Source organism: Oceanisphaera profunda, from assembly GCF_002157895.1.
In the GTDB taxonomy this organism is placed as follows: Bacteria; Pseudomonadota; Gammaproteobacteria; order Enterobacterales; family Aeromonadaceae; genus Oceanimonas; species Oceanimonas profunda.
In genome coordinates, this window is the sequence record NZ_CP021377.1 from 960202 (window position 1) to 985045 (window position 24844).

Annotated in this window: 21 protein-coding genes; 7 read left to right on the top strand and 14 right to left on the bottom strand. The window is 50.6% G+C overall.

Features of this window, described 5'->3' with window-relative positions; all coding sequences use genetic code 11:
- Positions 1 to 66: 66 nt before the first annotated feature.
- Positions 67 to 1359 carry a phosphoribosylamine--glycine ligase gene (gene purD / locus CBP31_RS04190; protein WP_087035013.1) on the top strand — a complete coding sequence of 431 codons (1293 nt, stop codon included), beginning with the start codon at positions 67 to 69 and terminating at the stop codon, positions 1357 to 1359.
- Between the two features lie 375 nt (positions 1360 to 1734).
- Positions 1735 to 2139 carry a COG4315 family predicted lipoprotein gene (locus tag CBP31_RS04195; protein ID WP_227875133.1) on the top strand — a complete coding sequence of 135 codons (405 nt, stop codon included), beginning with the start codon at positions 1735 to 1737 and terminating at the stop codon, positions 2137 to 2139.
- Positions 2140 to 2273: 134 nt separating this feature from the next.
- Here CBP31_RS04195 and CBP31_RS04200 read toward each other — a convergent pair whose 3' ends face one another.
- The 10 genes from CBP31_RS04200 to CBP31_RS04245 form a co-directional block, all read right to left on the bottom strand.
- A complete protein-coding gene (locus CBP31_RS04200) occupies positions 2274 to 2630 on the bottom strand; it encodes a sirohydrochlorin chelatase (protein WP_087035014.1) in 357 nt (118 codons plus the stop codon).
- 144 nt (positions 2631 to 2774) lie between these two features.
- On the bottom strand, positions 2775 to 3203 hold the full coding sequence (locus tag CBP31_RS04205) for a hypothetical protein (RefSeq protein WP_087035015.1): 429 nt from the start codon (positions 3201 to 3203) through the stop codon (positions 2775 to 2777).
- A 108-nt stretch (positions 3204 to 3311) separates the two neighbouring features.
- Positions 3312 to 3584 carry a nucleoid-associated protein HU-alpha gene (gene hupA, locus CBP31_RS04210; protein ID WP_087035016.1) on the bottom strand — a complete coding sequence of 91 codons (273 nt, stop codon included), beginning with the start codon at positions 3582 to 3584 and terminating at the stop codon, positions 3312 to 3314.
- Positions 3585 to 3931: 347 nt separating this feature from the next.
- Entirely contained in the window at positions 3932 to 4846 is a 915-nt protein-coding gene (locus CBP31_RS04215; protein ID WP_265414967.1) for an NAD(P)-dependent oxidoreductase, read from the bottom strand.
- Between the two features lie 365 nt (positions 4847 to 5211).
- The gene (astD, locus tag CBP31_RS04220) at positions 5212 to 6699 is read right to left on the bottom strand and encodes a succinylglutamate-semialdehyde dehydrogenase (protein ID WP_087035018.1); all 1488 of its coding nucleotides are present in this window, start codon (positions 6697 to 6699) and stop codon (positions 5212 to 5214) included.
- 305 nt (positions 6700 to 7004) lie between these two features.
- Complete coding sequence (astA, locus tag CBP31_RS04225) at positions 7005 to 8036, bottom strand: arginine N-succinyltransferase (RefSeq protein ID WP_087035019.1); 1032 nt, start codon at positions 8034 to 8036, stop codon at positions 7005 to 7007.
- A 406-nt stretch (positions 8037 to 8442) separates the two neighbouring features.
- Entirely contained in the window at positions 8443 to 9657 is a 1215-nt protein-coding gene (locus CBP31_RS04230; RefSeq protein ID WP_087035020.1) for an aspartate aminotransferase family protein, read from the bottom strand.
- A 354-nt stretch (positions 9658 to 10011) separates the two neighbouring features.
- Complete coding sequence (locus CBP31_RS04235; RefSeq protein WP_087035021.1) at positions 10012 to 10599, bottom strand: anthranilate synthase component II; 588 nt, start codon at positions 10597 to 10599, stop codon at positions 10012 to 10014.
- Between the two features lie 270 nt (positions 10600 to 10869).
- Complete coding sequence (locus CBP31_RS04240) at positions 10870 to 13923, bottom strand: efflux RND transporter permease subunit (protein ID WP_087035022.1); 3054 nt, start codon at positions 13921 to 13923, stop codon at positions 10870 to 10872.
- A 262-nt stretch (positions 13924 to 14185) separates the two neighbouring features.
- A complete protein-coding gene (locus tag CBP31_RS04245) occupies positions 14186 to 15238 on the bottom strand; it encodes an efflux RND transporter periplasmic adaptor subunit (protein ID WP_227875134.1) in 1053 nt (350 codons plus the stop codon).
- A 426-nt stretch (positions 15239 to 15664) separates the two neighbouring features.
- Between CBP31_RS04245 and CBP31_RS04250 the strand changes: the two genes are divergently transcribed.
- Both CBP31_RS04250 and CBP31_RS04255 read left to right on the top strand, forming a co-directional pair.
- A complete protein-coding gene (locus tag CBP31_RS04250) occupies positions 15665 to 16126 on the top strand; it encodes a helix-turn-helix domain-containing protein (RefSeq protein WP_087038610.1) in 462 nt (153 codons plus the stop codon).
- Between the two features lie 4 nt (positions 16127 to 16130).
- Entirely contained in the window at positions 16131 to 17222 is a 1092-nt protein-coding gene (locus tag CBP31_RS04255) for a hypothetical protein (RefSeq protein WP_151898776.1), read from the top strand.
- A 227-nt stretch (positions 17223 to 17449) separates the two neighbouring features.
- On the opposite strand, the gene zapE is transcribed toward CBP31_RS04255, so the two are convergent.
- Entirely contained in the window at positions 17450 to 18634 is a 1185-nt protein-coding gene (zapE, locus tag CBP31_RS04260; protein WP_087035024.1) for a cell division protein ZapE, read from the bottom strand.
- 394 nt (positions 18635 to 19028) lie between these two features.
- Positions 19029 to 19370 carry a DUF2750 domain-containing protein gene (locus CBP31_RS04265; protein ID WP_087035025.1) on the bottom strand — a complete coding sequence of 114 codons (342 nt, stop codon included), beginning with the start codon at positions 19368 to 19370 and terminating at the stop codon, positions 19029 to 19031.
- A 248-nt stretch (positions 19371 to 19618) separates the two neighbouring features.
- On the opposite strand from CBP31_RS04265, the gene CBP31_RS04270 reads away from it, so the two are divergent.
- The 3 genes from CBP31_RS04270 to CBP31_RS04280 all read left to right on the top strand — a co-directional run bounded on the left by CBP31_RS04270 (position 19619) and on the right by CBP31_RS04280 (position 21993).
- Positions 19619 to 20266 (top strand): isochorismatase family protein, encoded by a 648-nt coding sequence (locus tag CBP31_RS04270; protein WP_087035026.1) that lies wholly within the window; start codon positions 19619 to 19621, stop codon positions 20264 to 20266.
- A 40-nt stretch (positions 20267 to 20306) separates the two neighbouring features.
- Positions 20307 to 21512: a nicotinate phosphoribosyltransferase gene (pncB, locus tag CBP31_RS04275; RefSeq protein ID WP_087035027.1), complete on the top strand. Its 1206-nt coding sequence runs from the start codon at positions 20307 to 20309 to the stop codon at positions 21510 to 21512.
- Positions 21513 to 21651: 139 nt separating this feature from the next.
- On the top strand, positions 21652 to 21993 hold the full coding sequence (locus CBP31_RS04280; protein ID WP_087035028.1) for a 4a-hydroxytetrahydrobiopterin dehydratase: 342 nt from the start codon (positions 21652 to 21654) through the stop codon (positions 21991 to 21993).
- 205 nt (positions 21994 to 22198) lie between these two features.
- On the opposite strand, the gene CBP31_RS04285 is transcribed toward CBP31_RS04280, so the two are convergent.
- Together CBP31_RS04285 and cydB are read right to left on the bottom strand one after the other, a co-directional pair.
- Complete coding sequence (locus tag CBP31_RS04285; protein ID WP_087035029.1) at positions 22199 to 23218, bottom strand: META domain-containing protein; 1020 nt, start codon at positions 23216 to 23218, stop codon at positions 22199 to 22201.
- A 636-nt stretch (positions 23219 to 23854) separates the two neighbouring features.
- Positions 23855 to 24844, bottom strand: a complete 990-nt coding sequence (gene cydB / locus CBP31_RS04290; protein ID WP_087035030.1) for a cytochrome d ubiquinol oxidase subunit II — start codon at positions 24842 to 24844, stop codon at positions 23855 to 23857.

Here is a 24844-nt window from a genome sequence, read left to right on the forward strand (position 1 = left end):
TCCTTCTCTGTTTGAAATAATCCTAGCTTCTATCAAGTGCTTTACTAATTTTGAGGAACAAAATTGATGAAAGTATTAATCATTGGTGGTGGTGGTCGTGAGCATGCTTTGGCGTGGAAAGCCGCACAATCGCCTAACGTCAGTCAGGTATTCGTGGCCCCAGGTAATGCGGGCACGGCTTTAGAGTCGAATCTGACGAATGTAGACATTGCTGCTACCGATATTCAAGGCTTGCTGGCGTTTGCCAAACAAGAACAGATTGGCCTGACCATTGTTGGTCCAGAAGCACCATTAGTCGCCGGTGTGGTTGATGCGTTTGACGCCGAAAGCTTAGCCATTTTTGGTCCCACTGCGGCCGCGGCCCAGTTAGAAGGCTCTAAAGCCTTCAGCAAAGACTTTTTAGCGCGCCAAAATATCCCGAGTGCTGAGTACCAGAACTTTACCGAAGTTGAGCCTGCTATCGCTTATTTACGCGAAAAAGGCGCACCTATCGTGGTAAAAGCTGACGGTTTAGCGGCCGGTAAAGGCGTGATTGTGGCCATGACCTTAGCAGAGGCAGAAAACGCCGTGCACGATATGTTATCTGGCAATGCCTTTGGCGCTGCAGGCAGCCGTGTGGTGATCGAAGAGTTTCTCGATGGCGAAGAAGCCTCCTTTATTGTGATGGTGGACGGTGAAAACGTGTTGGCCATGGCTACCAGCCAAGATCACAAGCGCGTCGGCGACGGCGATACTGGCCCCAATACTGGCGGCATGGGTGCCTATAGCCCCGCACCCGTAGTGACGCAGGAAATCCACGACCGCGTGATGCGCCAAGTGATCATGCCCACAGTGCGGGGCATGGCGGCTGAAGGTAACGTTTACAAAGGCTTCTTATACGCGGGCCTGATGATCGATAACGCCGGTCAGCCAAAGGTGATTGAGTTTAACTGTCGCTTTGGTGACCCAGAAACGCAGCCAATTCTGATGCGCTTGCAGTCTGATCTCGTGGAGCTGTGCTTAGCTGGTTGTAACGGTAAGCTAGATACGGTCACGGCCGAGTTTGACCCGCGCGCCGCCGTGGGTGTGGTATTGGCGGCGGGCGGTTATCCGGCGGATGGTTATCGTAAATTTGACGCTATTACTAATATCCCCGCAGAAACGCCGATCAGCAAAACCTTTCACGCCGGCAGCAGCTTTCAAGACGCCACCTTGGTTACCTCAGGTGGGCGCGTATTGTGCGCCACGGCCTTAGGTAATACGGTAACCGAAGCGCAAGCCAATGCCTATGCGGTGGCTGAACAGATTAAATGGCAAGGGATGTTTTATCGTCACGACATCGCCTATCGCGCCATAGAGCGAGAAAACCAAGGCGCTTAATACCACGCCTTACGTTATACGCTTTACGCTGTATGCAAAAATACAACGCCTAAGCCGCCATCATTGATGGCGGCTTTTTTTGTGTCTAACCCACTCGTAGAGGCCGCTTTAGCTGGCCGGTGGCGCGCAGCGACACGAAGAGCCACCAAACAATGCCATGTTCAAAAACGGTATTGTTGTTAGGTTTTAGTTTTGCTATGCAAAACCGGCCGGCTAAAGCGGCCTCTACGGGAACTACCGGTATTTTTACTCATCACCCTTTACGCTTCACTCTTCACCATCACCTAAACCCTATTCCTCACCTATTCTTGATGTTAATGCAGCTCTGCAAGGTGAGCACTGCATTCGCTTTACTTTTGCCAACAGGAGTATCGTATGCGTAGCAAAGACATGTCTTACAATAAATTGTTTAGCAAAACTTTACTGGGATTAGGGCTAACCTTCGCCATCAGCTTGCCGCTGCTGGCCGCCCCCATACAAACCGCTGATAGCGCCGAGGGCGAGATCCTCACCAATGAAGCGGGCATGAGTTTATATGTGTTTGAGAAAGACCAAGCCGGCGTGAGCAACTGTAACGACCAATGCGCCGACAATTGGCCACCGCTGATGGCTACCGCTAAGGATAAAGCCGAAGGGGATTACGGCATTATCAAGCGTGCCGATGGCGTTTTACAGTGGAGCTATAAAGAGCAGCCGCTGTATCTGTGGAAAGACGACAAAGCCGCCGGCGATGTGTTTGGCGATGGCAAGTTTGATGTTTGGCACTTGGCTAAGCCTTAGCAGCGTGAGGCGTGAGGCGTGAGGCGAAAATAGCCACAAGCGCCTAGCACCAAGCAAAACAAAAAGAGCCCCTTTGGAGTGTATAGCAAAAAGGGGCTCTTTTATTGTGACCTGTTAGCCGCGTACAAAGATCGTTATAACTGCTCGGCTAACCAATCGGCAAAGCCTGGCATGGCACCTAAGTGCGGCAACAGCGTGAGCGTAAGATCTGGGTATTGCTCGCGCTTTTGATGCAGTACCGAGGGCAAGTCTTCTACTACATGTCGGCCTTGGGCCAAAAAGTACGGGAACAGCTTAATCTCAGTGGCACCCGCCGCCACTTGGCTGTCTATGGCTTGTTCAAGCGAAGGCTCGGCCAGTTCCCAAAAGGCATGGCCCATGATTTCAAAACGCGCCGCCATAGATTGCGTCACGCTGGCTGTAAAATCAGCAATTTCTTGATTGGCCGCCTCACGACGACTGCCATGTGCCACCAAAATAAACCCTTTCATCTTTTATTTATCCTTTGCTGTTTGCTTAGCTCATGGCTTTTAGGTTCAAGACTGTTTACGTTTAGTTTTGCTACACAAAACCGGCGCGCTCAAAGCGGCCTCTACAAGAACGCTTATGGCTGACAACTCCCACTACCGCAGGAGTTAAGTCGATTGCTTAACAAGCACCTGCGGCACTTGGCCCGCCAGTACATCCACACAATAATCCCAGCTGGCAATACGATAATGTTGAATATCATCATCCAGATGCAAGCCTTGGCTTTGCTGATGAAACCAAATTAAAAAACGCGACGGCGTGATCAAATGAATTTGAGTATCTGAACTCCCCTCGTCTTCGTCGTCCATAAAGCTCAACACGTCGGCGCCTTCTAGCATCCGATAGCCAAACACATGATCAAACTGTAACTGGTAAATTACTTGGGGGGGCGTATCAATCTTGGTCGGCATGCCCATAGAGAGCAGCAATTTACCGGTCCATACATCCTGATATACCTCAGTCAACATAAGCCCGGTGGTTAAACCACGAGCGCCGGACCAGGGTGTGGTCATTTGTCGAACGGTATTGGCTTCCATCAGAGCCTCCTAGAAAAGGAAACAGGCTGGCATTAGTTATAACAAGTTTATGTTAAAAGGAGCAAACTGAGAGAGAAAAAACCCGACCTAAGTCGGGTTTAGAAGATATTACTTGATGGCATCTTTCAGTGCCTTGCCCGCTACAAAAGCAGGGACATTGGCAGCAGCAATCTGAATTTCAGCACCTGTCTGTGGATTACGACCGGCGCGTGCAGCGCGGTGGTTCACTTTAAAGGTACCAAAACCCACCAGTTGTACTGGGTCGCCTTCTTTCAGGCTTTGGGTTATACCGCTTAGTACTTCTTCCAGCGCGGCCTTGGCCTGTGCCTTATTTAAATCTGCCTTAGCGGCAATTGCTTCAACAAGCTGAGTCTTATTCATAGGGATCCTTTCTCACTTGGCATTAAGTGGTTACCCACTCTATTCAAATTTAGGCTTCAAGCAAAGCCTTTGTATCAAGGGCTACATCAAGTGCCGTTGTTTTGTGCAGATATTGCTAAAAGCGTCACATAATTCCACTCAAAAGCCGCCCTCACTCGCCAAAAACGCGCTGCTAAACAAGCAATCAGTTAACAGGCGTGCGGTTAAACAAGTGCGGCGACCAACACCGACTCAGCATAGCCGAGCTCGGTATGAGCTACTAGAGGCCAAATGCGCAGCGGGTCAAATTTGTGCGCTTAACCCTTCAAAGCCGACAAATTCCGACCGCCCGCTGGTTTAGGGCGGCTTTATTTCGCTTTGGCCACTAAGTCTTTAATAACCACGGTAGAGTCACAACGGCCAAAACCGTCGGCTAACAATTGCTCATACACCTTATGCACATGCTCGGTCAGGGGCAACGTTAGTCCTTGTTGTTCCGCCTCATCTAAACAAATACCTAAGTCTTTGTGCATCCACTGAGCGGCAAAGCCAAAGTCGAATTTATCTTCACTCATGGTTTGGGCACGGTTTTGTAACTGCCAGCTTTGGGCGGCGCCGCCACCTAATACATCAATTAGGGTCGGAATATCTAAGCCGGCCTTTTGTGCGATCATCAAGCCTTCGGCAATGCCTTGTACGGCACCAATCACGAAGATTTGATTGACCATCTTACAACGCTGGCCTGAGCCCACCGGCCCTAAACGCGTCACTTTTTTACCGTAAGCAGCTAATACCGGTGACGCTTCGGCTACGTCCGCCTCAGTACCGCCCACCATAATGGTTAAGGCACCGTTTTCGGCCCCCAACTGACCACCGGAGACTGGCGCATCAATAAAGCGCAGATCCAGTTTTGCGGCCGCAGCAGCAAGCTCTTCTGCCAATATGGCAGAGGTCGTAGTGTGATCCACCAACAATGCGCCCGCTTTCATACCCGCTAACACACCTTCTTCGCCATATACTACCGAGCGTACGTCGTCGTCGTTGCCCACGCACACCATCACCATGTCTGCGTCTTTGGCCGCGGCGGCCGGTGTTAAGGCATGGCTGCCACCGTTACTCTCGGCCCAAGCGGCTGCTTTTTCTGGACTGCGGTTATACACGCACACCTGATGGCCGGCTTGTTGTAAGTGCGCCGCCATAGGAAAGCCCATCACGCCCAAGCCAATAAACGCCAATTTCATTACGCTAACTCCTTGATTAAGATAAAAAATTCCCAGCGCCAAACGCCTAGCTAAAAATAAAATCTGAAAAAATTAATGAGTAAGATCTTAACCCCAAAGGCTTTGTCACTTGTCGACCTTATCTCGGCTTAATTTTCCGCGCCTACTGTGCGCCTTGTGCGTTTCGTTGCAGATAAGCCTTTAAGATCTTAGAGCCTGTTGCAACGGAACCCACGGAAAAATAGTGATCAGATCTGACAGTGATCTTAATAGTTAAGGTCTTACCCAAGCATTTATCACTCATCGATCTTATCTCAGCTTAATTTTTCCGCGTATTCTGTGGATTCCGCTGCAGAGTTTCTTGATGCTTTTAAAACAAGATCCTGACTTACGTCAGGATGACGGCATAAAAATGCTACAGCTGCGCCCTAAAAATGTAAGCCCGGCGATAGGGTGTCGGGCATGCTGACTTTATTTTCTTCCATAGACGCCACCGGATAGGCGCAGTAATCGGCGGCGTAATAGGCGCTAGCTCTGTGATTACCGCTGTCGCCCACGCCACCAAAGGGGGCGGCACCGGAGGCACCGGTAATCGGTTTGTTCCAATTAACGATACCGGCGCGAATATGACGGAAAAAGTAATCCCAGTCTTGTTGGTAATCCGATAATAATCCCGCCGCTAGCCCATAACGGGTGTTGTTCGCCAAGGTTAGCGCCTCGCGAAGATTGCCGTAGCGCATCACCTGCAACAGCGGACCAAAATATTCTTCATCCGGAAGCTCCTTAATGGCGCTGACCTCAATAATGCCCGGCGACACTAAGCCGGTATTGGCTTGCAATGACTTGAGCATCAATAACGACTCGCCGCCCAGCGCCAGCAAATGCGCCTGTGCCGCTATCATGGCTTTGGCCGCATGCACCGAAATCATAGCGCCCATAAAGGGCTGAGGATCTGCATCGTACAAACCAACCTTAATGGCCTTAGTTACTGCCAGTAAGCGCGCCAGAATACGATCGCCCGCCTCGCCTTTAGGTAATAATAAGCGTCGAGCGCAGGTGCAGCGCTGGCCCGAGGTAATAAAGGCCGACTGCACTATGGTATGGACTGCCGCGTCTATGTCTGCCACCTCACCGACCACCAGTGGGTTATTGCCGCCCATTTCCAGCGCCAATATTTTACTGGGCTGGCCAGCCATTTGGTTGTGTAGCAGCTGGCCGGTACCTGAAGATCCAGTAAAAAACAAACCGTCTAAATCTCCATGGGCCGCCAACGCTTTGCCGGTGTTCACCTCGCCTTGAACTAGGTTCAGCACCCCAGCTGGCAAGCCAGCTAGCTCCCACAGTTTTACCATGGCTTCGGCCACTTGTGGGGTCAGCTCAGAGGGTTTAAAGACCACCGTATTGCCGGCAATTAAAGCCGGCACTATATGTCCATTAGGTAAATGACCCGGAAAGTTATAGGGGCCAAAGACTGCCACTACACCGTGAGGTTTATGGCGAAGCACGGCCCGGCCTTGGCCTAAAGCGGTTTCGGTGAAACCGGTGCGCTCGGCATAAGCTTTGGCTGACAGCGCGATTTTACCGGCCATGGCCGCCGCCTCGGTGGCACTTTCCCAGAGGGGTTTACCGGTTTCTTGGGCAATCAGTTGTGCGATGCGCGCTTTATGCTCAACCAATAACTCCGCATAACGGCCAATAATGGTAAGCCGGTCGTTCAATGGCCGCTCAGCCCATGCAGGGCTTGCTGCGCGCGCCGCCGCCACTGCCGCGTTCACTTGACTAAGGCTTGCGGCAGCACCGCGCCATAGCTCAACATTTTTTGCCGGATCGATTGAGCTAAACTCCTCGCCCTCGCCGGTTAGCCAATAACCGTTAATATATTGAACCGCTGTTGCCTGCTGCTCAGTGTCCGTCATTCAATATCTCCTTTATAAAAAAGAGCTTAAATATTTTTTGCCACGGAACCCACGGACAACACAAGGAAAAATAGTGATCACATCTGAAAGAGCCAAGGCTATATAAGGGTAAGAGCCAACCAGCGGCTCATAAAAGGGCAAGCCCTTATCATCAACAGCTCTTAGTCACTCGTCGATCTTATTTCATCTTAGTTTTTCCGTGAGTTCCGTGCTTCTCGTAACAAAGAGTCGTGGCAAAAATTCTTAGTCCTAGCTGTTACCTCTAGCTCGCTACTTGATGCAGCTAGAAAGGCATATATCTCAGCTTATATTTCGACAAGTCTTACCCTATCACCCTTGGTTACTTTGAGTAACTTCGCCACCTCTTTGGTGAGCGTTACTGTGAGTAAACCGTCTTTATCAGACTCGCCTACTAACTCAACCTCTGTGATTAAGGCGCGAAAATCTGCAAATTGAGTGTTGCTGATCAAGTGCTGGTTCCCTTGGCTAACATCACCAATCTTAACTGTGTATTGTCTACTATTTCGCACCGAGCGAATTTGCGATAACTCACACTCTACACTGGGGCCTGCATCAAAAATGTCCACATAGCCGCGCCACGTGAACCCTTCTTCTTCCAGTAAATGCAGAGCTGGCCGGGTGTTGTTATGAGTAATGCCAATAACATCTCTGGCGGCTTTTGATAATAAGTTAACGTAGATAGGAAACTTGGGCATTAAATCCGCGATAAAGCCTTTTTGGCCGATGCCGGTCAGGTAGTCGACGGTGGGGAAATCCATGGTAAAAAAGTGCTCTTGCAGCCAATGCCAAAAAGGACTGCGGCCTTGCTCGTCTGACACGCCGCGCATCTCGGCTAAGATCCGATGATCGAACAGTTCACTAAACTCGGCCAAGAATAAAAAACGACTTTTTGAAAGCAAACGCCCATTTAGCCCAACACGTGCCGACTCTCGTAAAAACAAAGTGCACAGCTCGCTCACCCCCGTGTAATCGTTAGTCAGGGTCAGGGTTTCGACTACATTATAAATGCCCAACTTGGCGGAGCTGTGTACTTGTTTACCGAGCAGGTAATTATAAAAAGGGTCAGATAACCCCACGGCTGCGTCTATGGCACAGGTGCCCAGCACCTCGCCGGTTTCACCGTCTTCGGCCACAAAAAAGTACAAGCCTTCGGCTTTAGCCGTGCCACGGTTAGCAAAGGCCGCCAATGAGTTGTCTATTTTGCGTTGTAATAAATCGTCGTTAACCGGCAGCGAAGTAAAGCCATGGCCAGACTCAATAGCGAACTGTTTGAGGGTAGGAAAGTCTTTCTGCGCGATAGGTCGTATCACCAGCATGCCAGACTCCTTATTAGCGCGAGTTAGGAAAGCGAGGCGATTGCCTCGCTTTGGTATTAAAACTAAAAATTAAAAGCTTTTTCTGCCACGGAGTCCACAGAACTCACGGACGCAGTTCACGTGCGACAAGTGACTAAGAGCTTCGATGGTAAGGGCCCCTCCTATTCAAGCTAGGGTATTTGGCTCTTACTACTTAGCGTCATTCTCAGGTCTGAACACTATTTTTCAGTGTTCTTCCGTAGCGAAAAGGCCCTGATCAATTAGTTTTCCAGATTGGTATTAATTGTTTGGCTCAGGCGTAGCTCGAGGGGCTTAGTTTTACTGCGTAAAACCAGCCGGCTAAAGCGGCTTCTACATTCGTGCAATATGTAGATACCGACGCCGATTGGGCCAGTCCCCTTCACTCTTAGCCTTGCACGACCTTGGCGACGGCGCGTTCAAAGCGGGCCAGCCCTTCGGTTACGTCTGCGTGACTGATCACTAAAGATGGCGTAAAGCGCACTACGTTGGCACCGGCTATCAATACCATTAATTGCTCATCCATGGCTGCATCTAAAAATTCTTTGGCGCGCCCTTGATACTGCTCGTTCAACACACAACCGAGTAATAAACCCTTGCCGCGCACTTCACTAAAGCACTGATACTTATCATTAATGGCGCTTAAGCCATCGCGATACCAGGTTTCGCGCTCTTTAACGCCGGCTAACACCGCATTGGTATTCACCGTATCAAAGGCGGCTTCGGCTACAGCACAAGCCAGCGGATTACCGCCGTAGGTCGAGCCGTGGGTGCCCGGTTTTAGCGACGCGGCGATCTTGGTGGTGGTTAGCATGGCCCCAATCGGAAAGCCGCCGCCCAGCGATTTAGCACTGGTTAAAATATCCGGCACCACGCCTAAGTCCATATAGGCATAAAGTGCACCAGTACGGCCGACGCCGGTTTGTACTTCATCAAAGATCAATAAGGCATTGTGTTGATCGCATAAGGCGCGCACCGCCTGCACATATTCTGGATCTGGGCTGATAATGCCGCCCTCCCCTTGCAAAGGCTCCATGACCACGGCACAGGTGTTATCGGATATTATGGCTTTAAGCGCAGCTAGATCGTTGTAATCTACATGATCGATATCAGCAGGTTTAGGGCCAAAACCATCGGAATACGCCGCTTGGCCGCCCACGGTCACGGTAAAGAAGGTACGGCCGTGAAAGCCTTGGTTAAAGGCAATAATTTGTGATTTTTGTTCACCAAAATGCTCCAACGCATAACGACGCGCCAACTTAAAGGCCGCTTCGTTAGCCTCGGCCCCTGAGTTACAAAAATAGGCTTTTTCGGCAAAGGTCGCCGCCACCATTTTGCTCGCTAAACGCAGCGCCGGCTCATTAGTCAGTACGTTACTAACATGCCATAATTTTTCGCTTTGTTCGCGCAAGGCACCAACCAAGGCCGGATGGCAGTGGCCTAAGCAGCTGACCGCAATACCACCGGCAAAGTCGATATATTCTCGGTGTTCTTGATCCCACACTCGAGCGCCTAAGCCCCGCACGGGGATCATTTGGGCGGGAGCGTAATTAGGCACCATAACTTGGTCGAATAATTCGCGGGTGACTGCCATATCAGACATGCTTACTCCTTGAATACCGCCATTCTTTAGCGGTAAATGTTAAATATAGGTGAATATACGGACATTATGACCAACAACCTGTGAGCTAGCTCGATAAACAACAGCAGCAAGACAACAGCGCCAGCCAAAAACTAATCATAAATACTGCATAAGTTAGCAGTTAAAAACCAAAATACAGGCTATAGCGCCACTATATATTGCATAAAACTACACCCAAGTGCAGTAATAAAATGCCTATATTTTAAAAATGTACGAAAAATATGTGCGAAAGACATCTACGAAGAATATGTACGAAAAAATACTATCCCTCACTCTTAGCCTACTCACTTAGCCAAGCCCAGAGCACAGCTGAGTTTAGCGCGCCAATAAGCGCAAGAAATTACCCAGCAACTGATGACCGCACTCGGTCATGATGCTTTCGGGATGAAACTGCACGCTGTGGATAGGCAAACTATTATGCTGCATGCCCATGATTTCATCCCGCGCGCTTTCTTCAGTCTGGCTCCAAGCGGTGACGCTAAAGCAGCTCGGCAAACTGGCGGCCTCCACCACTAACGAGTGATAACGGGTGACCGTTAATGGCTCTGGCAAGTCCTGAAATAGCCCCTGACCAGTATGGCAAATACGAGATGTTTTACCGTGCATTACTTTCTGTGCCCGTACCACGTTACCACCAAACGCCTGCGCGATGGCCTGATGCCCCAAACAAACCCCTAAAATAGGCAGTTGGCCGGCAAATTCTTTAATGGCCGCCAGCGAAATACCCGCCTCAGTAGGCGTACGCGGGCCTGGGGATATCACCAAGCCTGCGAGCTTAAGCTGTGCAATCTCATTAACGGTGATCTCGTCATTGCGCCTTACCATGACCTCTTGGCCTAGCTCACCAAAATACTGCACTAGGTTATAAGTAAAAGAGTCATAGTTATCGATCATCAACAACATAAGTGCAGTTTCCGTTAAATTAAGTTCAAAGCCGTGAGTCGTGCCAACATAAGGACACTAGAAAGCTTGCCATAATACTGCCCCCGCAGTCGCAACTAAAGCACAACCCGTCTGTGCGCAATGTTGAATGGTTAATTTTGAATGATTAATAAATTTTAATTCAACATTAAGCATTCAAAATTCAACATTGCCTTTGTATCGCTCGGCTCTGTACCTTAATCATGAAAAAGGCGCCCATTGGGCGCCTGATTATTTACGGTTTGCGAATGTTTAACTCGCGGGTTCTTCGGGTTGGATCTTAAAGAACACTGCATACAGCAGGGGCACGACTACTAGCGTGAGTGCCGTGGCGAAGGTTAAACCAAACATGATCACTACCGCCATGCTCTTAAAGAAGGGGTCGAGCAACAGCGGCGCTACCCCCAAAATGGTGGTAAAAGCGCCCAAGAATACCGGGCGGGCACGGCTTACGGCTGCATCAATCACGGCGTTATAGCGCGCCTTACCGTCTCGTATTTCTGCATCCGCTTGGTCCACCAGCACGATGGAGTTTTTCACCAACATGCCGATTAAGCTCAGGCAACCCAAGATGGCCATAAACTCAAACGGCACCTGAAACAACACCAGCCCCACGGTTACCCCAATAATGGCCAAGGGTGCGGTAAGCCAAATCACCAAGGGTTGGCGCAGCGCATTAAACATCACCACTACCGCCAGTATCATGGCGGTAAAGCCGTAAGGTGCCGAAATCGCCAAGCCCTCGTTAGCCTCTTTCGATGCCTTGTATTCACCGTGCCATTCTAAGCGATAACCCGGCGGCAGCTCTATGGCCTCAACTTCAGGGCGTAAGCGCTCAAATAACGGCGTCGACTGCTCACCAGGCAAGGGATCCACCTGCGCTTTAATGGTCGGGAAACCATCCACGCGGCGAATAATGGCGTCCGCCCACTCCACCTTTACCTCTTTAACTAACTGACTGACCGGCAGATAGTCTTTGGCCGTGGGGCTATACACCCGCACGTTAGCCACATCTTGTGCCGTCGCCCGCTCGGCAAAAGGGGCTCGCGAGATAATAGGAATTAGCTTATCCGCTTCCCGATACACGCCGATGCGCTGGCCAGTATAAGCACGGTTAATGGCTTGGCTAATGTCGGTAATGTCTAAGCCTGCGCGGCGCGCCGCAATCTCATCGATCACTGGGCGCAGCACTGGTACTTTTTGGCGCCAATCATCTTGAATCGCGATGGACTCTGGATCCTCGGCCATGATGGTTTTGGCTTGCTCAGCAAGTTGGCGTAATACACCCGGATCCGGTCCCATAAAGGCGGCTTCTATTTTCTTACCGCCGCCACGACCGAGCATAAACTTCCACACCTTGATGTCGACTTGCGGATGCAACTCGGTCAATTCTTCTTGCAGCTCCACCACCAGCTCGCTAATGCGCTTGGCATCATCCACATCCACTAATAGCTGGCCATAGCTGCTATTCGGATCTTCTGGACTATAGGTGAGCATAAAGCGCAAGCCCCCTTGGCCGACGAAGCTAGTCACTTGCTCAACGCCCTCTTTGCCTTGCACATATTTGGCCATTTTGGCCAGCTCGGTTTGGGTTTCGGTAATATCACTGCCTTGGGCCAAGTTCATGTCGATCACAAACTGCGGGCGTGCGGACTCCGGCATAAAGCCCACCTGCACCCAACCAAAACCGACGATAGCACTGACTAACATTGCCAATAAGATGCCACCGGTTAATAAACGCTTACGCAGTGCCGCCTGTAGCACGGCCCGATAACGCAGCAAAATGCCCGACTCTTTAATGGTGTTGGGATCTTGTACTTTGACCTTGAGCAGCGCCACACACAGCAAAGGCGTGAGCGTCACCGCAAACAGCCAGCTGAGCAGCATCGAATATAAGATCACCCAAAATAACGAGCCCGCATATTCACCCATGTCGGTGGGCGATAAGCCAATGGCACTAAAGGCCAAAATGCCCACTAAGGTACCACCCAGCAGAGGCCATTGAGTACCTTGCACCACGGCGGAGGCCGCAGATTCTGCCCGCTCGCCTTTTTGCATGCGCACTAAAATGCCGTCGGTCACTACGATGGCGTTATCCACCAACATACCGAGCGCAATAATTAAGGCACCGAGCGACACCCGCTGCATGGCAATATCGTCAAGCAGCATGGCAATTAAAGTCCCCGCTACCGTGAGCACCAGCACAGTGCCCACAATAATGCCGCTGCGCCAACCCATAAACAGGATCAACACCAGCACCACTATGCCTACCGCCGCCGCCAAGTTGGCCACAAAGCCGTCTACGGACTCACGCACTGAGTCCGACTGATAGGAAATAACTTCCAGCTCCATGCCGAGCGGGCGCTGGGATTCTAGCTCGCTCAAGCGCGCCTTTACCGCATCGCCCATATCGACCACGTTGCCGCCGGTCACTTGCGATACGCCTAAACCAATGGCTGGGCGACCATTAATTTCCATCAGCGCTCGGGGTGGCTCAATTTCTGAACGGGTAATGGTGGCCACATCTTTTAAGAAGATAATCTGCTCACCATCAGAGGAGGCCAGCGCAATATTACCCAAGGCCACCACCGAGTCGGCTTGGCCTTGTGGGCTAAAGTAGATGCGCTGTGGCCCAATGCGCAGATTACCCGCATCGGAGATCACGTTCTGTTGCTTAAGCGTTTGGTAAATATTATCGAGCGGTATATCTAACTGACTAGCTTTGCTGGCAGAGATTTCTAAAAATATCGCCTCTTGCGGCGCGCCTAAAGTGGCAATGCGGGCCACTCCTGGCACCAATAGCAGCTCTCGCTCTAAGTCATCGATGTAATCTTTGATTTGTTGCAGGCTGTAACCGTCGCCGGTAACCGCAAAAAACAAGGCATACACATCGCCAAAATCATCGTTCACCACTGACGGTCCGGCCCCGGGCGGCAACTGGCGCTGGGCGTCATTGATCTTGCGCCGCAGCTTGTCCCACACCTGCTCTAGCTCAGCGCGGCTATGGGCAAACTTCATGTCGATTTCGACCTTCACTAACGAGTCGCCCATGCGCGACACTGAAGTGACTTCTTTTAGCTCTTGCAGCTGTTGGACCGCACTCTCAATAACGTCGGTGACCTCTTCGGCCACCTGCGAGGGCAACGCCCCGGGATACGGAGTAGAGATCACCGCTTGGCGGATCACAAATTCAGGGTCTTCAAAGCGGCCCAGTTTTTCATAGCTCATATAGCCGCCTATCAACAGCAGCACACAAGCCATCCAAGCGATAGTACGCTTGGCTAAGGTCTGTTCAGCAATATTCACGTGTTAGCCCTTTTATTTATTCAATATTTGCGGCGCTTAAAGTGTCGAGTATTAACAGCGCTAAGCGCCTAGCACCAAGCGCCGAGCTAACATATAAACACCGATCTTTGCTTAGCTTGGTGCTTAGCGCTTGGTGCTCGGCGCTGCCTTTCTCTTTCAGATCTGAACACTATTTTTCCGTGTTCTTCCGTGGGTTCCGTGGCAAATAGGTTTTAGTCACTTGGTTGAGCGTGGTGCTTGGTGCTCGGCGCTGTTATTAAATTTACAGCGGGCGCACTTGCATGCCATCGCGCAGCTGGCTTACGCCGGCCGTCACAATGCGCTCACCGCCCTGCAAGCCGGTTAGCACTTCTACATCCGCATCATGCACTTGGCCCAAGGTCACGGTTTGTGCTGTGACCAATTGGGTTTCGCTATCAAAGATCCAGACTTGGGTTTCGCCCGCGGCACTCGATAAAATCGCCTTCAGCGGCACCATTACTTTTTGTGTTGGCGTGTCTGCCTCCTCTTGGCGAGGCTGCACTTCAACCGACATGCCCGGCAACACCTTAAGGCTAAAACCGGGCTCTAGCGCCAGCACCACTTCATAGCTTTGAGTTTGAGCATCGGCCTCAGTAGAAAATGATTTTAAGCGCACCGGCAGGGGTTGATCCGGATAGTCGGTAAATACCGCCACCCCAGCCACAGACTTAGGCTCAGAGCGCACGATGCGCTCGGGCACATTAATCACGATTTCTAAATCGCTGGTATCTTGCAGGCTCACAATGGCTTGTTTAGCCTGCACATTACTGAAATTTTCAACGTGGCGTTTGGCCACTACGCCCGCAAAGGGTGCGAGCAGTCGTGTATCGGCCACGTCTTTTTTGGCGGCTAAATACTGAGTGCGCGCCACTTCCATGGCGGTGCGTTTTTGGTCAACCTCAGCTTTGGCAACTGCTTTGCTTTGCTGCCAGATCTTTTGCACGCGGCCGTAATCGGTACGAGCTTTATTATATTGGGCACTGGCCGAGGCCAGCTGCAGCTCAACAGTTTCGGCATCTAAGCGTGCTACAAGCGCGCCCTTTTCAATCTGTTGCCCTTCTTGTACCGGAAATTCAATAATGCGACCGGGTAAATTAAAGGCTAACTCGGCCCGCTGCACCGCACGCACCCGACCAGGAAAGCGCAACCCAGAAATGCCATCGCTTGCCGCCACGGCCATAATCGGCACGGGGCGGATCACGGCTTTGCTCTCCGCCACCGGCTCTTGCTCGCCGCAACCGCTTAAAGCGCCCAGCAAGCACATAGCTACTAATACACCCACATAATTTTTCAAACGAAACTCCCAGTAAATTAATGAGTAGCCTCCAGCGCTAAGCTGAAACCAACACAGACTGTTGCTGAACTGCTTTTAAACCCAAAACTATTTTGCAACGGAAGAACACAGAACCCACGGAACAATAGAGATCAGATCTGAAAAAAACAAAGCCATGATAAAGGACTTTAATGGATAAGGGCTGAGCAACAGCTCATCAGAAGAAGAGTCCTTATCATCAAAGCTCTGATCCTTTCTCGATCTTATCTCAGCTTAATTTTTCCGCGTCTTCCGTGGGCTCCGTTGCAGATATGTCTTTAATCTTTAAGGTCCCATTTTTTATATAGAACTAGCTAACCTAATAGTCTCGGTTAAACATGGCTTGCAGACAACGTGCCTTATGCCCAAAATGGGCGTTGCTTCTCTTTTATCGATACGAGCTTAACCATGCCTTTCAATTATCAGCAACTCACCACTCATTTTGGCCATATTTACCCCGCTCATGTAGAAGAGCTGTGCGAGTTGCTAATAGTGCTACGTAAACAATTTTTTGGTGATCTTGATCTGATGCTGATCTTGGCCATTATTGGTTCGCGCACCCTGCCCGCACGCCAAAGCACAGCCATGAGCTATGAAGAGTTTATGCACCCAGATAAAGAAGTGGTGCAGCTACAACCCATTAATATTCAGTCGGTGGCCGAATGCAGCGGCATTGCCCGAGAAACCGTGCGCCGTAAAGTGCTGAAGCTAGAAACCTTAGGCTTAGTGGTGCGCGATGAAAGCGGCATGCTCAGCGTTACCGCTAAAGCGGCCACTAATTTGTCTGCCTCTACCGAAGCCAGCTTGCAATACCTGTCTGCCTTGGGCGAGAGCTACCTTGCCGCCCATCGCAATACCGAACACGAATAAGTTAGTGAGGCGCTTTTTACGCGGCCTGAAAAGACTCATTTTTCTCGCCATGCTGGCGGGCATGCTGTCTACGGCGAGCACGGTGATTCCACGGGGCTGGGACGCAGCACAGATCTTAGTCTTTAAAGACTCACTGCTGCTCACGCGCTTTAGGCTCGCCCAGTTGTCGGCAGATGATTATGCTCGCCAGCTTACACAAGCCCTGAGTGAGCAAGATATTGAGCTCGCCCGCTCTTTGCTGAACTTGGCCGATGAGCAAGGCGTGAGCTTGGCGCCGGAGTTTCATCAGCAAGTGGCGGCACAAGAAACTTGGCGCGCCACTACGGTGCGCAACTCTGCGGATATCTGGCAGGGCATGAGCACCGGCCGCGCCGACTCAGGCCTTGGCTTGGCCGCCGCCACCATCAGTGATTTCACCTTATTTGGCGATGTGCGCGATGTAATATTGCAGTCACTGGCATGGCCGGATCACGACCCCGTGTTGTTGGCCCTGGCCGGTACCGGCTTGGGGTTAACGGTAATGACGGTGGCCAGCGGCGGCACCGCAGCACCGGTTAAAGTAGGTTTATCGTTAGTCAAAGTGGCCCGCAAAAGTGGCCGGCTGAGCAAGAGCTTAGGCAGACAGCTAACACGCATCACCAAAAACGCCATCGATCCAAAGGCGGTCAGCGAAGTGGGCGCCCGCTTTAGTAAGCTGGAGCTTAAAACCTTAAACCGAGTACAGCTGGATGAGTTAGCCAGCGCCTCAAAACGCCTAGTGTCATCCACCGCCAGCAAACAGCTATTGAAAAGCGGCCGAGGCGTGCGCCGCATTGCCAAAAACAGCAGCAGCAAAGGCGCGCTCGATGCCTTGCACCATGCAGACTCGGTGCAAGAGTTGTCACGGCTGGCAAAATTATCCGACAGCTTAAAAGGCTCCTTTCGCGCCAGCTTACGGTTACTACCGGATCTGGGCAAAAGTATCTATAAGCTAACCTCGACCCTGATTGCGCTACTGCTGTGGCTGGGTGGCGGCTTGCTTTGGCTAGGCACTGCCGCTTGGTACAGCTTACGGGTGTTGGTGTGGTTGCTTATGGGGTTATGGCGTTTGTTTTAAAATTCAATATTGTAAGTAAAGAGCATTCGACAAGGTTTTGCTCTGTTTTTAAAACAGCCAGCTACGCTGGCCCGCCGAAGTCCTCTTTACCAAAGAGACGGGCGGCTACAGGGGCTTTTATCTTTTGTAGCGTGCCTCTGTTTACGATAAAGAGGACTTCGGCATTGTGTTATGTGTAAATTTTGGGCCACAAAAGCAGCTTTCCAAAAGGTCTGCCAGCTACAAAATTATTGACCAAAACGTGCCAATTGCATGGCTTGTAAACGACTCAAGGTGCGCCGAAAGGGAAACGCCAGTGCCCCTTGGCCATAAAGGTCACTCAAGGGTACCGCTGCACTAATGTAAATGGGGATCTGGCGGTCATAACACTCATCCACCAAGGCGATAAAACGGCGCACGCCGTCGTCTTGGCGAGATAACGCCGGCAGCTCACGATCTCCCGCCGCCACTTGGCTTACGCCATCTTCTGTACCGCGCGCGATAACCACTTGTTGCTCAGTTAATGACTGAGTGCAGGCAAGTTGAGGCACTTCGCTGAGTAAAATTGTCGAAAACTGGTCACACAATTCAATAAAATCCGCCGCGCTTAAAGGCTGTTCGCATAAATCCGCATACTTGCACCACAACACCTGCTCGCTGCGCTGCACTACCTTGATATCTCTGTGCCCTAAACGCAGTGCTGGCTGATTGTCTTTTTCATGTCTCGATTTATGTGCCGTCTCATTTCCCGCTTCTTGCGCAAAATCGGGCGCCAGTTCGGCAAACACCGCCGCTAAGGCTTGAGGCAGCCCCACCCAAAAGCGCTGCTGTAACTGGCCGGGGTGTAGACGGTGATCCTCAACGCCAGCCACACTTAACACCTGCAAATGTTGATTGATCGCCGCTATGGCTGGCAGTAAGCGCTCGCGGTTAAAGCCGTTTTCATAGAGCTTTTCTGGCGGCTGATTAGAGGTCACCACTAATACTAAGCCTTGGGCAAACAGCTGCTGTAATAAGCGACTGAGCAACATGGCATCGCCAATATCGTTAATATACAGCTCATCTAAACATAAGACGCGGGCCTCACTCGCCAGCTCTTGGGCCAACAAGGTTAATGGCTCGGGCTGTCCGCTCAGCTGAAATAAGCGTTGATGCACCCAGCGCATAAAGTGATGAAAGTGCAGCCGCTTGGCAGGCACGCTTGAGCCTGCACTCATTCCTTCATTTACACTATTATAAAAACTGTCCATCAACCAGGTCTTACCCCGCCCCACCGGCCCCCATAAATAAACGCCGCGCACGGTAGGCTCATGCGCCATCAGCTGTTGATAACACAGCTCTAAGCACTCAACCGCTTGCAGTTGAGCCGAGTCTTCTTTAAAGCCCGCAGCCAATGCCTGTTGATAAGCCTGCTGAGGAGAAACAGCTGTCATATAGCCTCCATTGACACCATTAAGGGCAAAAACAAGATACGGTGTAAAAGATGAAAGAGATAACCCTAACGCTAACGATAACCGCCAAACTGTGCCGAATCCTTTTTATCGTAAACAGAGGCCCCTACAAAAACCAATGTAACCCGTAGCCGGCAACTTGTTCGCCGGGCCAGCGTAGCTGGCTATTTTAAGGTTTAGGGATAAAACAAACCGAGCCGAAGTCCTCTTCGCCGAAGAGACGGGCTCCTACAAGGTCAAAACCAAGCGCTAAGACCGTGCCGAAGTCCTCTTTACCAAAGAGACGGGCCCCTACAAAAACCACCGTACCACTGTAGGCACCAATAAAAACGGCCTGTTCGATTGCTCGAACAGGCCGTTACCCAAAAGTGTGGTATTAAGCCAAGGCTTTTACCAATTCCAACACATCGAGTTCAACGCCGTCTAATTCTTCGTCCCAGTTAGGGCCAATGCGCACGCCGTCTTCTGACATGTCTTCTACCCAAACTTCTAAAAATTCGGCCAGCGTGATCTCGAAAGGTACATATTCCGCCCATTCGTCGATACACTGTACTTTGGCTTCACTTTCAGTAGACCATACCGGCATGACTTCGGTGTCTTCAAATTCAGACGAGTCACAAACGACCCACTCTTCGCCAAAGCGCACTCCCCACATCACGTGGTTTGCGGTCACTTCATCGAGAAAACGCTGATAATTTTGCTGGTGGCTATCGCTCATGTTGTTCACCTTTTGGCTGATAACGGGGAAGGCTAATAATGGGGAAATTACCCCAGATGGGGCGATACTGAACCAAATCCCCCCTAGACTCAATCAAAACAATAGTAATATGGCTTACCTGAGAGCCAAGGGTCAACTTTAACCTTAACTTTAACTCATGCCTTTAATTGATACCTTTAGCTGATACTTTGAACTGATTTTTTAGCTCATCGCTTTAAACCTTAGCATTAAGTAATAGGAGATTGGGAATGCAACTGCCTACTAAAGAAGCTGTCGCCAGTTTTGATGTGGACGCACAATATACCTTTACCCCAGTGTGCCCAAACGAACTCCCCGTGGTGGGTGGCGATACCATAGGGCCTGAGCTAAACGCCCAAGCACAATTTGCTGCCGTGCGTTTAGGCTCTAAGGATGCACATTCACCCCAAGCGCTGTGGGTAAGCAGCGAGCAAGCCCCACCGTTTAGTCCAGTTGAAGGCCCCAATATGGATATTCGCTGGCCCAGCCATGCGGTGCCCGGTACCAAAGGCTTTGAGTTACTGGCTGATTTACCGCATCCGGCAGATTATGACTTTTTTGTCTGGAAAGGCGTGGAGCCGGATATGCATCCGTACGGTGCTTGTTACCACGACTTAGCCGAGCGCCAAAGCACCGGCATCATTGAATATTTGCAGGCTAAAAATATCAGTACCGTGCTGATTGGCGGCTTAGCCACCGACTATTGCGTGCGCCACACGGCATTACAACTGTTGAATGTCGGCTTTAAGGTGGTGATTAATCTCGCCGCCACCCGCGGCGTGGCCGAAGACTCAACCGCCCTAGCCCTCACCGAGATGCAGCAAGCAGGCGCACACTTAATTTCCTGTGCTGCAGAGCTGAAACAAGAGTTAAAGTAAGAGCTCAAATAAGAATTAAAACAATAGCTGGAGCACACCAATGACCCAAACTAACCCTCAAGATTATGTGATCCAATCTTTGCTCGACACGGACTTATATAAATTCACCATGATGCAAACCGTGTTGCATCAACACCCGGCCGCCGAAGTGGAATATCACTTTCGCAGTCGTAATAAACAACTGGATTTTAGCGATTGCATAAAAGATATAGAGGCCGAGATTGCCCATTTATGCCAGCTGCGCCTATCGGAAGATGAGCTAAGTTACTTGGGCCAACTCGATTATATTAAGCCCGACTTTATTCACTTCTTACGCCTGTTTCGCCTCGACCAACGCTTTGTTCACGTTAGTTGCGAAAATGGTGAGTTGATCTTAAAAATCCACGGCCCTTGGCTGCACACCATTTTATTTGAAGTGCCGTTATTGGCGATCATCAGCGAAGTGTATTGCCGCCGCCATCATCCAAACCCGGACTGGGTAGGCGCGCGGGCACGTTTACAAGACAAGATTGAATTGGTAAAAAGCCAGCCAGAATACGAAGACTTTCGTTTTTCTGACTTCGGCACCCGCCGCCGCTATTCACGCCTCTGGCAGCAAGAAGTGGTAATGGAATTGGCCAAGCAACTGCCAGAGCAGTTTTCCGGCACCAGTAATTTAGACTTGGCGCGTCGCTTAAATTTAAAGCCAGTGGGCACCTTGGCCCATGAATTTATGCAGGCGTTTCAAGCACTCGGCCCCCGTCTTATCGACAGCCAAAAGATGGCGCTGGAAGCTTGGGTACATGAATATCGCGGCCAGTTAGGCATAGCACTCACCGATGTGGTAGGTATGGACGCCTTTTTGCGCGACTTTGATCTCTACTTTGCCAAGCTGTTTGACGGCCTGCGCCAAGACTCTGGCGACCCGGTGGAATGGACCGAAAAAGCCTTGGCCCACTATCGCAAACTCAATATAGATCCGCGCAGCAAAACCTTCGTCTACAGCGATGGCCTAAACATGCACAGCGCGCTGGATTTACATGTACGTTTTCGCGAACAATGCAAACCGGCCTTTGGCATTGGCACACACTTAACTAACGACATTATGAGCCACTCACCGATCAATATAGTGCTAAAAATGACCAGCTGTAACGGCCAAGCGGTCGCTAAACTCTCCGACAGTCCCGGCAAAGCCATGAGCGACGACGAGGGCTACATGGCTTATCTGGCACAGGTATTTGATGTCGATATCAGCAAAGTTAACTAGCCCTTATAGACTCAAAGATTATTTGCCACGCCTCTTTGTTTACGAGAGTCACGGAACGCACGGACGCAGTTAACAAGTCTTGGGCTCTTGGTGCTCGGCGCTGCCCTTTCACTATTTCTTATATATTAACGGAGCTCACATGACCGAACTTGCCCAACAAAGCTGCACTGCCTGTAAGCCTGATGCACTACAGGTGACAGAAGAGCAATTAGTAGAACTTATGCCAGCCCTGCCCGATTGGGCCTGCTTGTCTCGCGGGGGCGAGCTGCAATTAGAGCGCGTCTTTCATTTTAAAAACTTCAAACAAGCGTGGGCGTTTACCAATAAAGTGGCCGAGCTGGCTGAAAGTGAGTTTCATCATCCGGCCATTACCTTGGAATGGGGGAAAGTCACCGTTACTTGGTGGACTCACGCCATCAAAGGCCTACATCACAACGACTTTATCATGGCCGCCCGCACCGATTTATTGTTCGATAAGTAGCGCCGAGCTAAATCCAAAGCGCCGCTCTTTGTTGGTCTGTGCCCTTGGCCGTCATCCTGAACTTGTTTAAGGATCTCGTTTTTACGCTTTAAAGACCTAAACCGAGATCCTGATGTACATCAGGAAAACGGCATAAGTACAGCACCGACCAAAAAACGGCCAGCAGATGCTGGCCGTTTCTTATCATCAACTACAACTAAATAACTTAGCGTGCGGTTAGGGTTCTGCCGTCTTCGGCAAAAACAATTAACTCACCGCTGGCATTAAACTCAATGCGCTTCGCATGACCCAATACATCCAGCATGGTGCGCTCATTTTTCATCTGCGCATCAGTGCACATCATCATTGTGCCGGCTAACTGAGAAGTGCTCAGCTGATCGCCTTGTAACTGATAACTGCCATTAACACTGTTACAAAATGCACGGCCAAACACGCGACCATCGTCGCCAAAATTTAGGCTACCTTCGCTGTCACCTTCAACACCTGCAGGCACAGACACATCTTCGCCATTGAGGTTGGTCACCTGCCAAGCGCTACCTTGTAATATGGCGTTGGCATCTGACTCTTGGTTATTAGACACGTTGCTATAAGACTGGCACTCCGAATACGCCTTGCCTTTCACCTTAAGAAGGGCTTTATCGCCCTTATTCCACAGTTCGGTGCTAGGGTCGTTGGCTAACTGATAACGCGCGCCCGAGGCTGAGATTACCTGATCCAGAGTATGGGTTTGGTTGCCTAAGCGCAAAAATGCCAGCCCATCATCATAAGCCACATGAATGCGCTGTTCGCCGCATTGCATTAAGGTACTAAATTTATATTCAGCCACTTGTTGCAGTTCTAAATTGCCCAACGCCGTATCACTGGGCTTGCCCGATACGCCAATAGGAGCACTGCGCCAGCTCACTTGGTCTTGCTCTTTGATCACCGCGTTTAAGCTGTAAGTACCTGAGTCCAGCTTGTGATTATTAAGTTCAAGGGTAAAGGGGATCGGTAATTGTTGTTTGTCTAAATCAATGCGTTGCTGTGCGATAACCTTGCCATCTGCCACGCTGGTGTCACGTATGGTGACTTCGGCGACGCTATTGGGCGCTAAGGCAATGCGCGATAAATAAGATAAGCTACCCGTGAGCTGATGCTGTTCACTGGGCGCGTTGTTATTGGCACAGCCGCTAACAGCCGTCATTGCTACCACGGACGTGAATGCGAGAGAAGTTAGTTGCTTCATCAAAATACCTCAAAAAGATAAGAATCTTCGTCCTTGAGCTCAAGGCGCATCGCTATCTGCTTATATAGCGTCAATGCGGCCTTAAATTAGAGTAAATACACAGTGACTGTAACGGTTTACGTCTGCAAATACTCTAAACAAAAGCAAAAGTCAGGTCACCAACCGACAAATCTTCTCAATCGCGACATGATCTGCCACGACTGTGGTGGGCGCTGTGGCTTAGCGCTTTAGCTCGGCGCTGTATTATCTATTGCAGGAGCAACGGGTAAGCTACTGCCTTGGTGTCGTTTCACGACACCGGCCGGCTAAAACGTATCTACTCGATAAGGTGTCTGCTGTTAGGCGCAGCGCTTGGTACTGCCCTTCGCCGTCATCCTGACGCACGTCAGGATCTCGATTTAGAACCTTAATATATAAAGGCGAGATACCGAGGCAAGCTCGGTAAGACGGCATAAAAACAATAAAAAAAGACCTCCGAAGAGGCCTTTATACAGCAGTTTCAATTGAGCCAAACCGACTATGATCTCAGCTACAAGCCAGACAATAGCCACTTAATGGCGCCACCAAACAGAGTGAGCAGTAGCACGCCGCCTAGGTAGAGCGCGGCAAACCACAGCCAGCTTTTGCGCTTATTCATTAATAGCCCTCTTCAAAGTCTTCAACCTTGCCCGAGAAAATGCGATACCCCCACAAGGTATAAGCAAAAATTAAGGGTAAGAAGATGAAGATACCGGGCAGTAAAAATTTCAGGCTAGAATCTGGCGCACTGGCCTGCCAGAAGGTTAACTGGTGCGGGATCAGGTAAGGGAACAAGCCCACCACCAAGCCGGCAAAGCCTAAAACAAACAGGCCCACCGCCAGCCAAAACGGCCGCGTTTCATGAGGTTGGCCGTCTAAGTCGCGATACAATAACCAGCCAAACAGCGCACTCAATATCGGCAGTGGCATAAGGTAAACAAAGTTTATGCCGTCTAACCAGCGCGCGCGCACCTCGGTATTGGCAATTAAGGTCCATAAGCTGACTATCGCTAAAATCACCATGAGCGTGACCACCAGCTTGCGGCCTAAATGCGCAGCGCGCGCCATAATATCACCGCGGCTTTTCATCACTAAATAGCAACAGGCTAACAAGGCGTAAGCCACCATCAATGCCAAGCCGGTAAACACGCTAAAGGGACTAAGCCAATCCAGTGCGCCCTGCTCACCTACTTTCACGCCTTGTACCACGGCGCCTAAAATGGTGCCTTGGCAGAAGGTAGCCACAGACGAGCCTAAAAAGAAGGCGCTGTCCCACAGCGGTTTTGAGCGCTCAGACTTAAAGCGATATTCAAAGGCCACGCCGCGAAAGATAAGCCCAATTAGCATCAGCATAATGGGCGTATACATGGTGGATAAAATGCCTGCATAAGCGGCCGGAAAAGCCGCAAACAGCACCACGCCCCCAAACACCAACCAGGTTTCGTTGCCGTCCCACACATGGGAAATAGAGCGCATCATATGGTCACGCTCGCCCTCGCTTTTAAACCAAGGGTACAAGATGCCAAGGCCGAGATCGAAGCCATCCAGCACCACATACATCAGTACCGCAAAGCCCAGTAATAAATAATAAAACAGCGCCAGATCCAT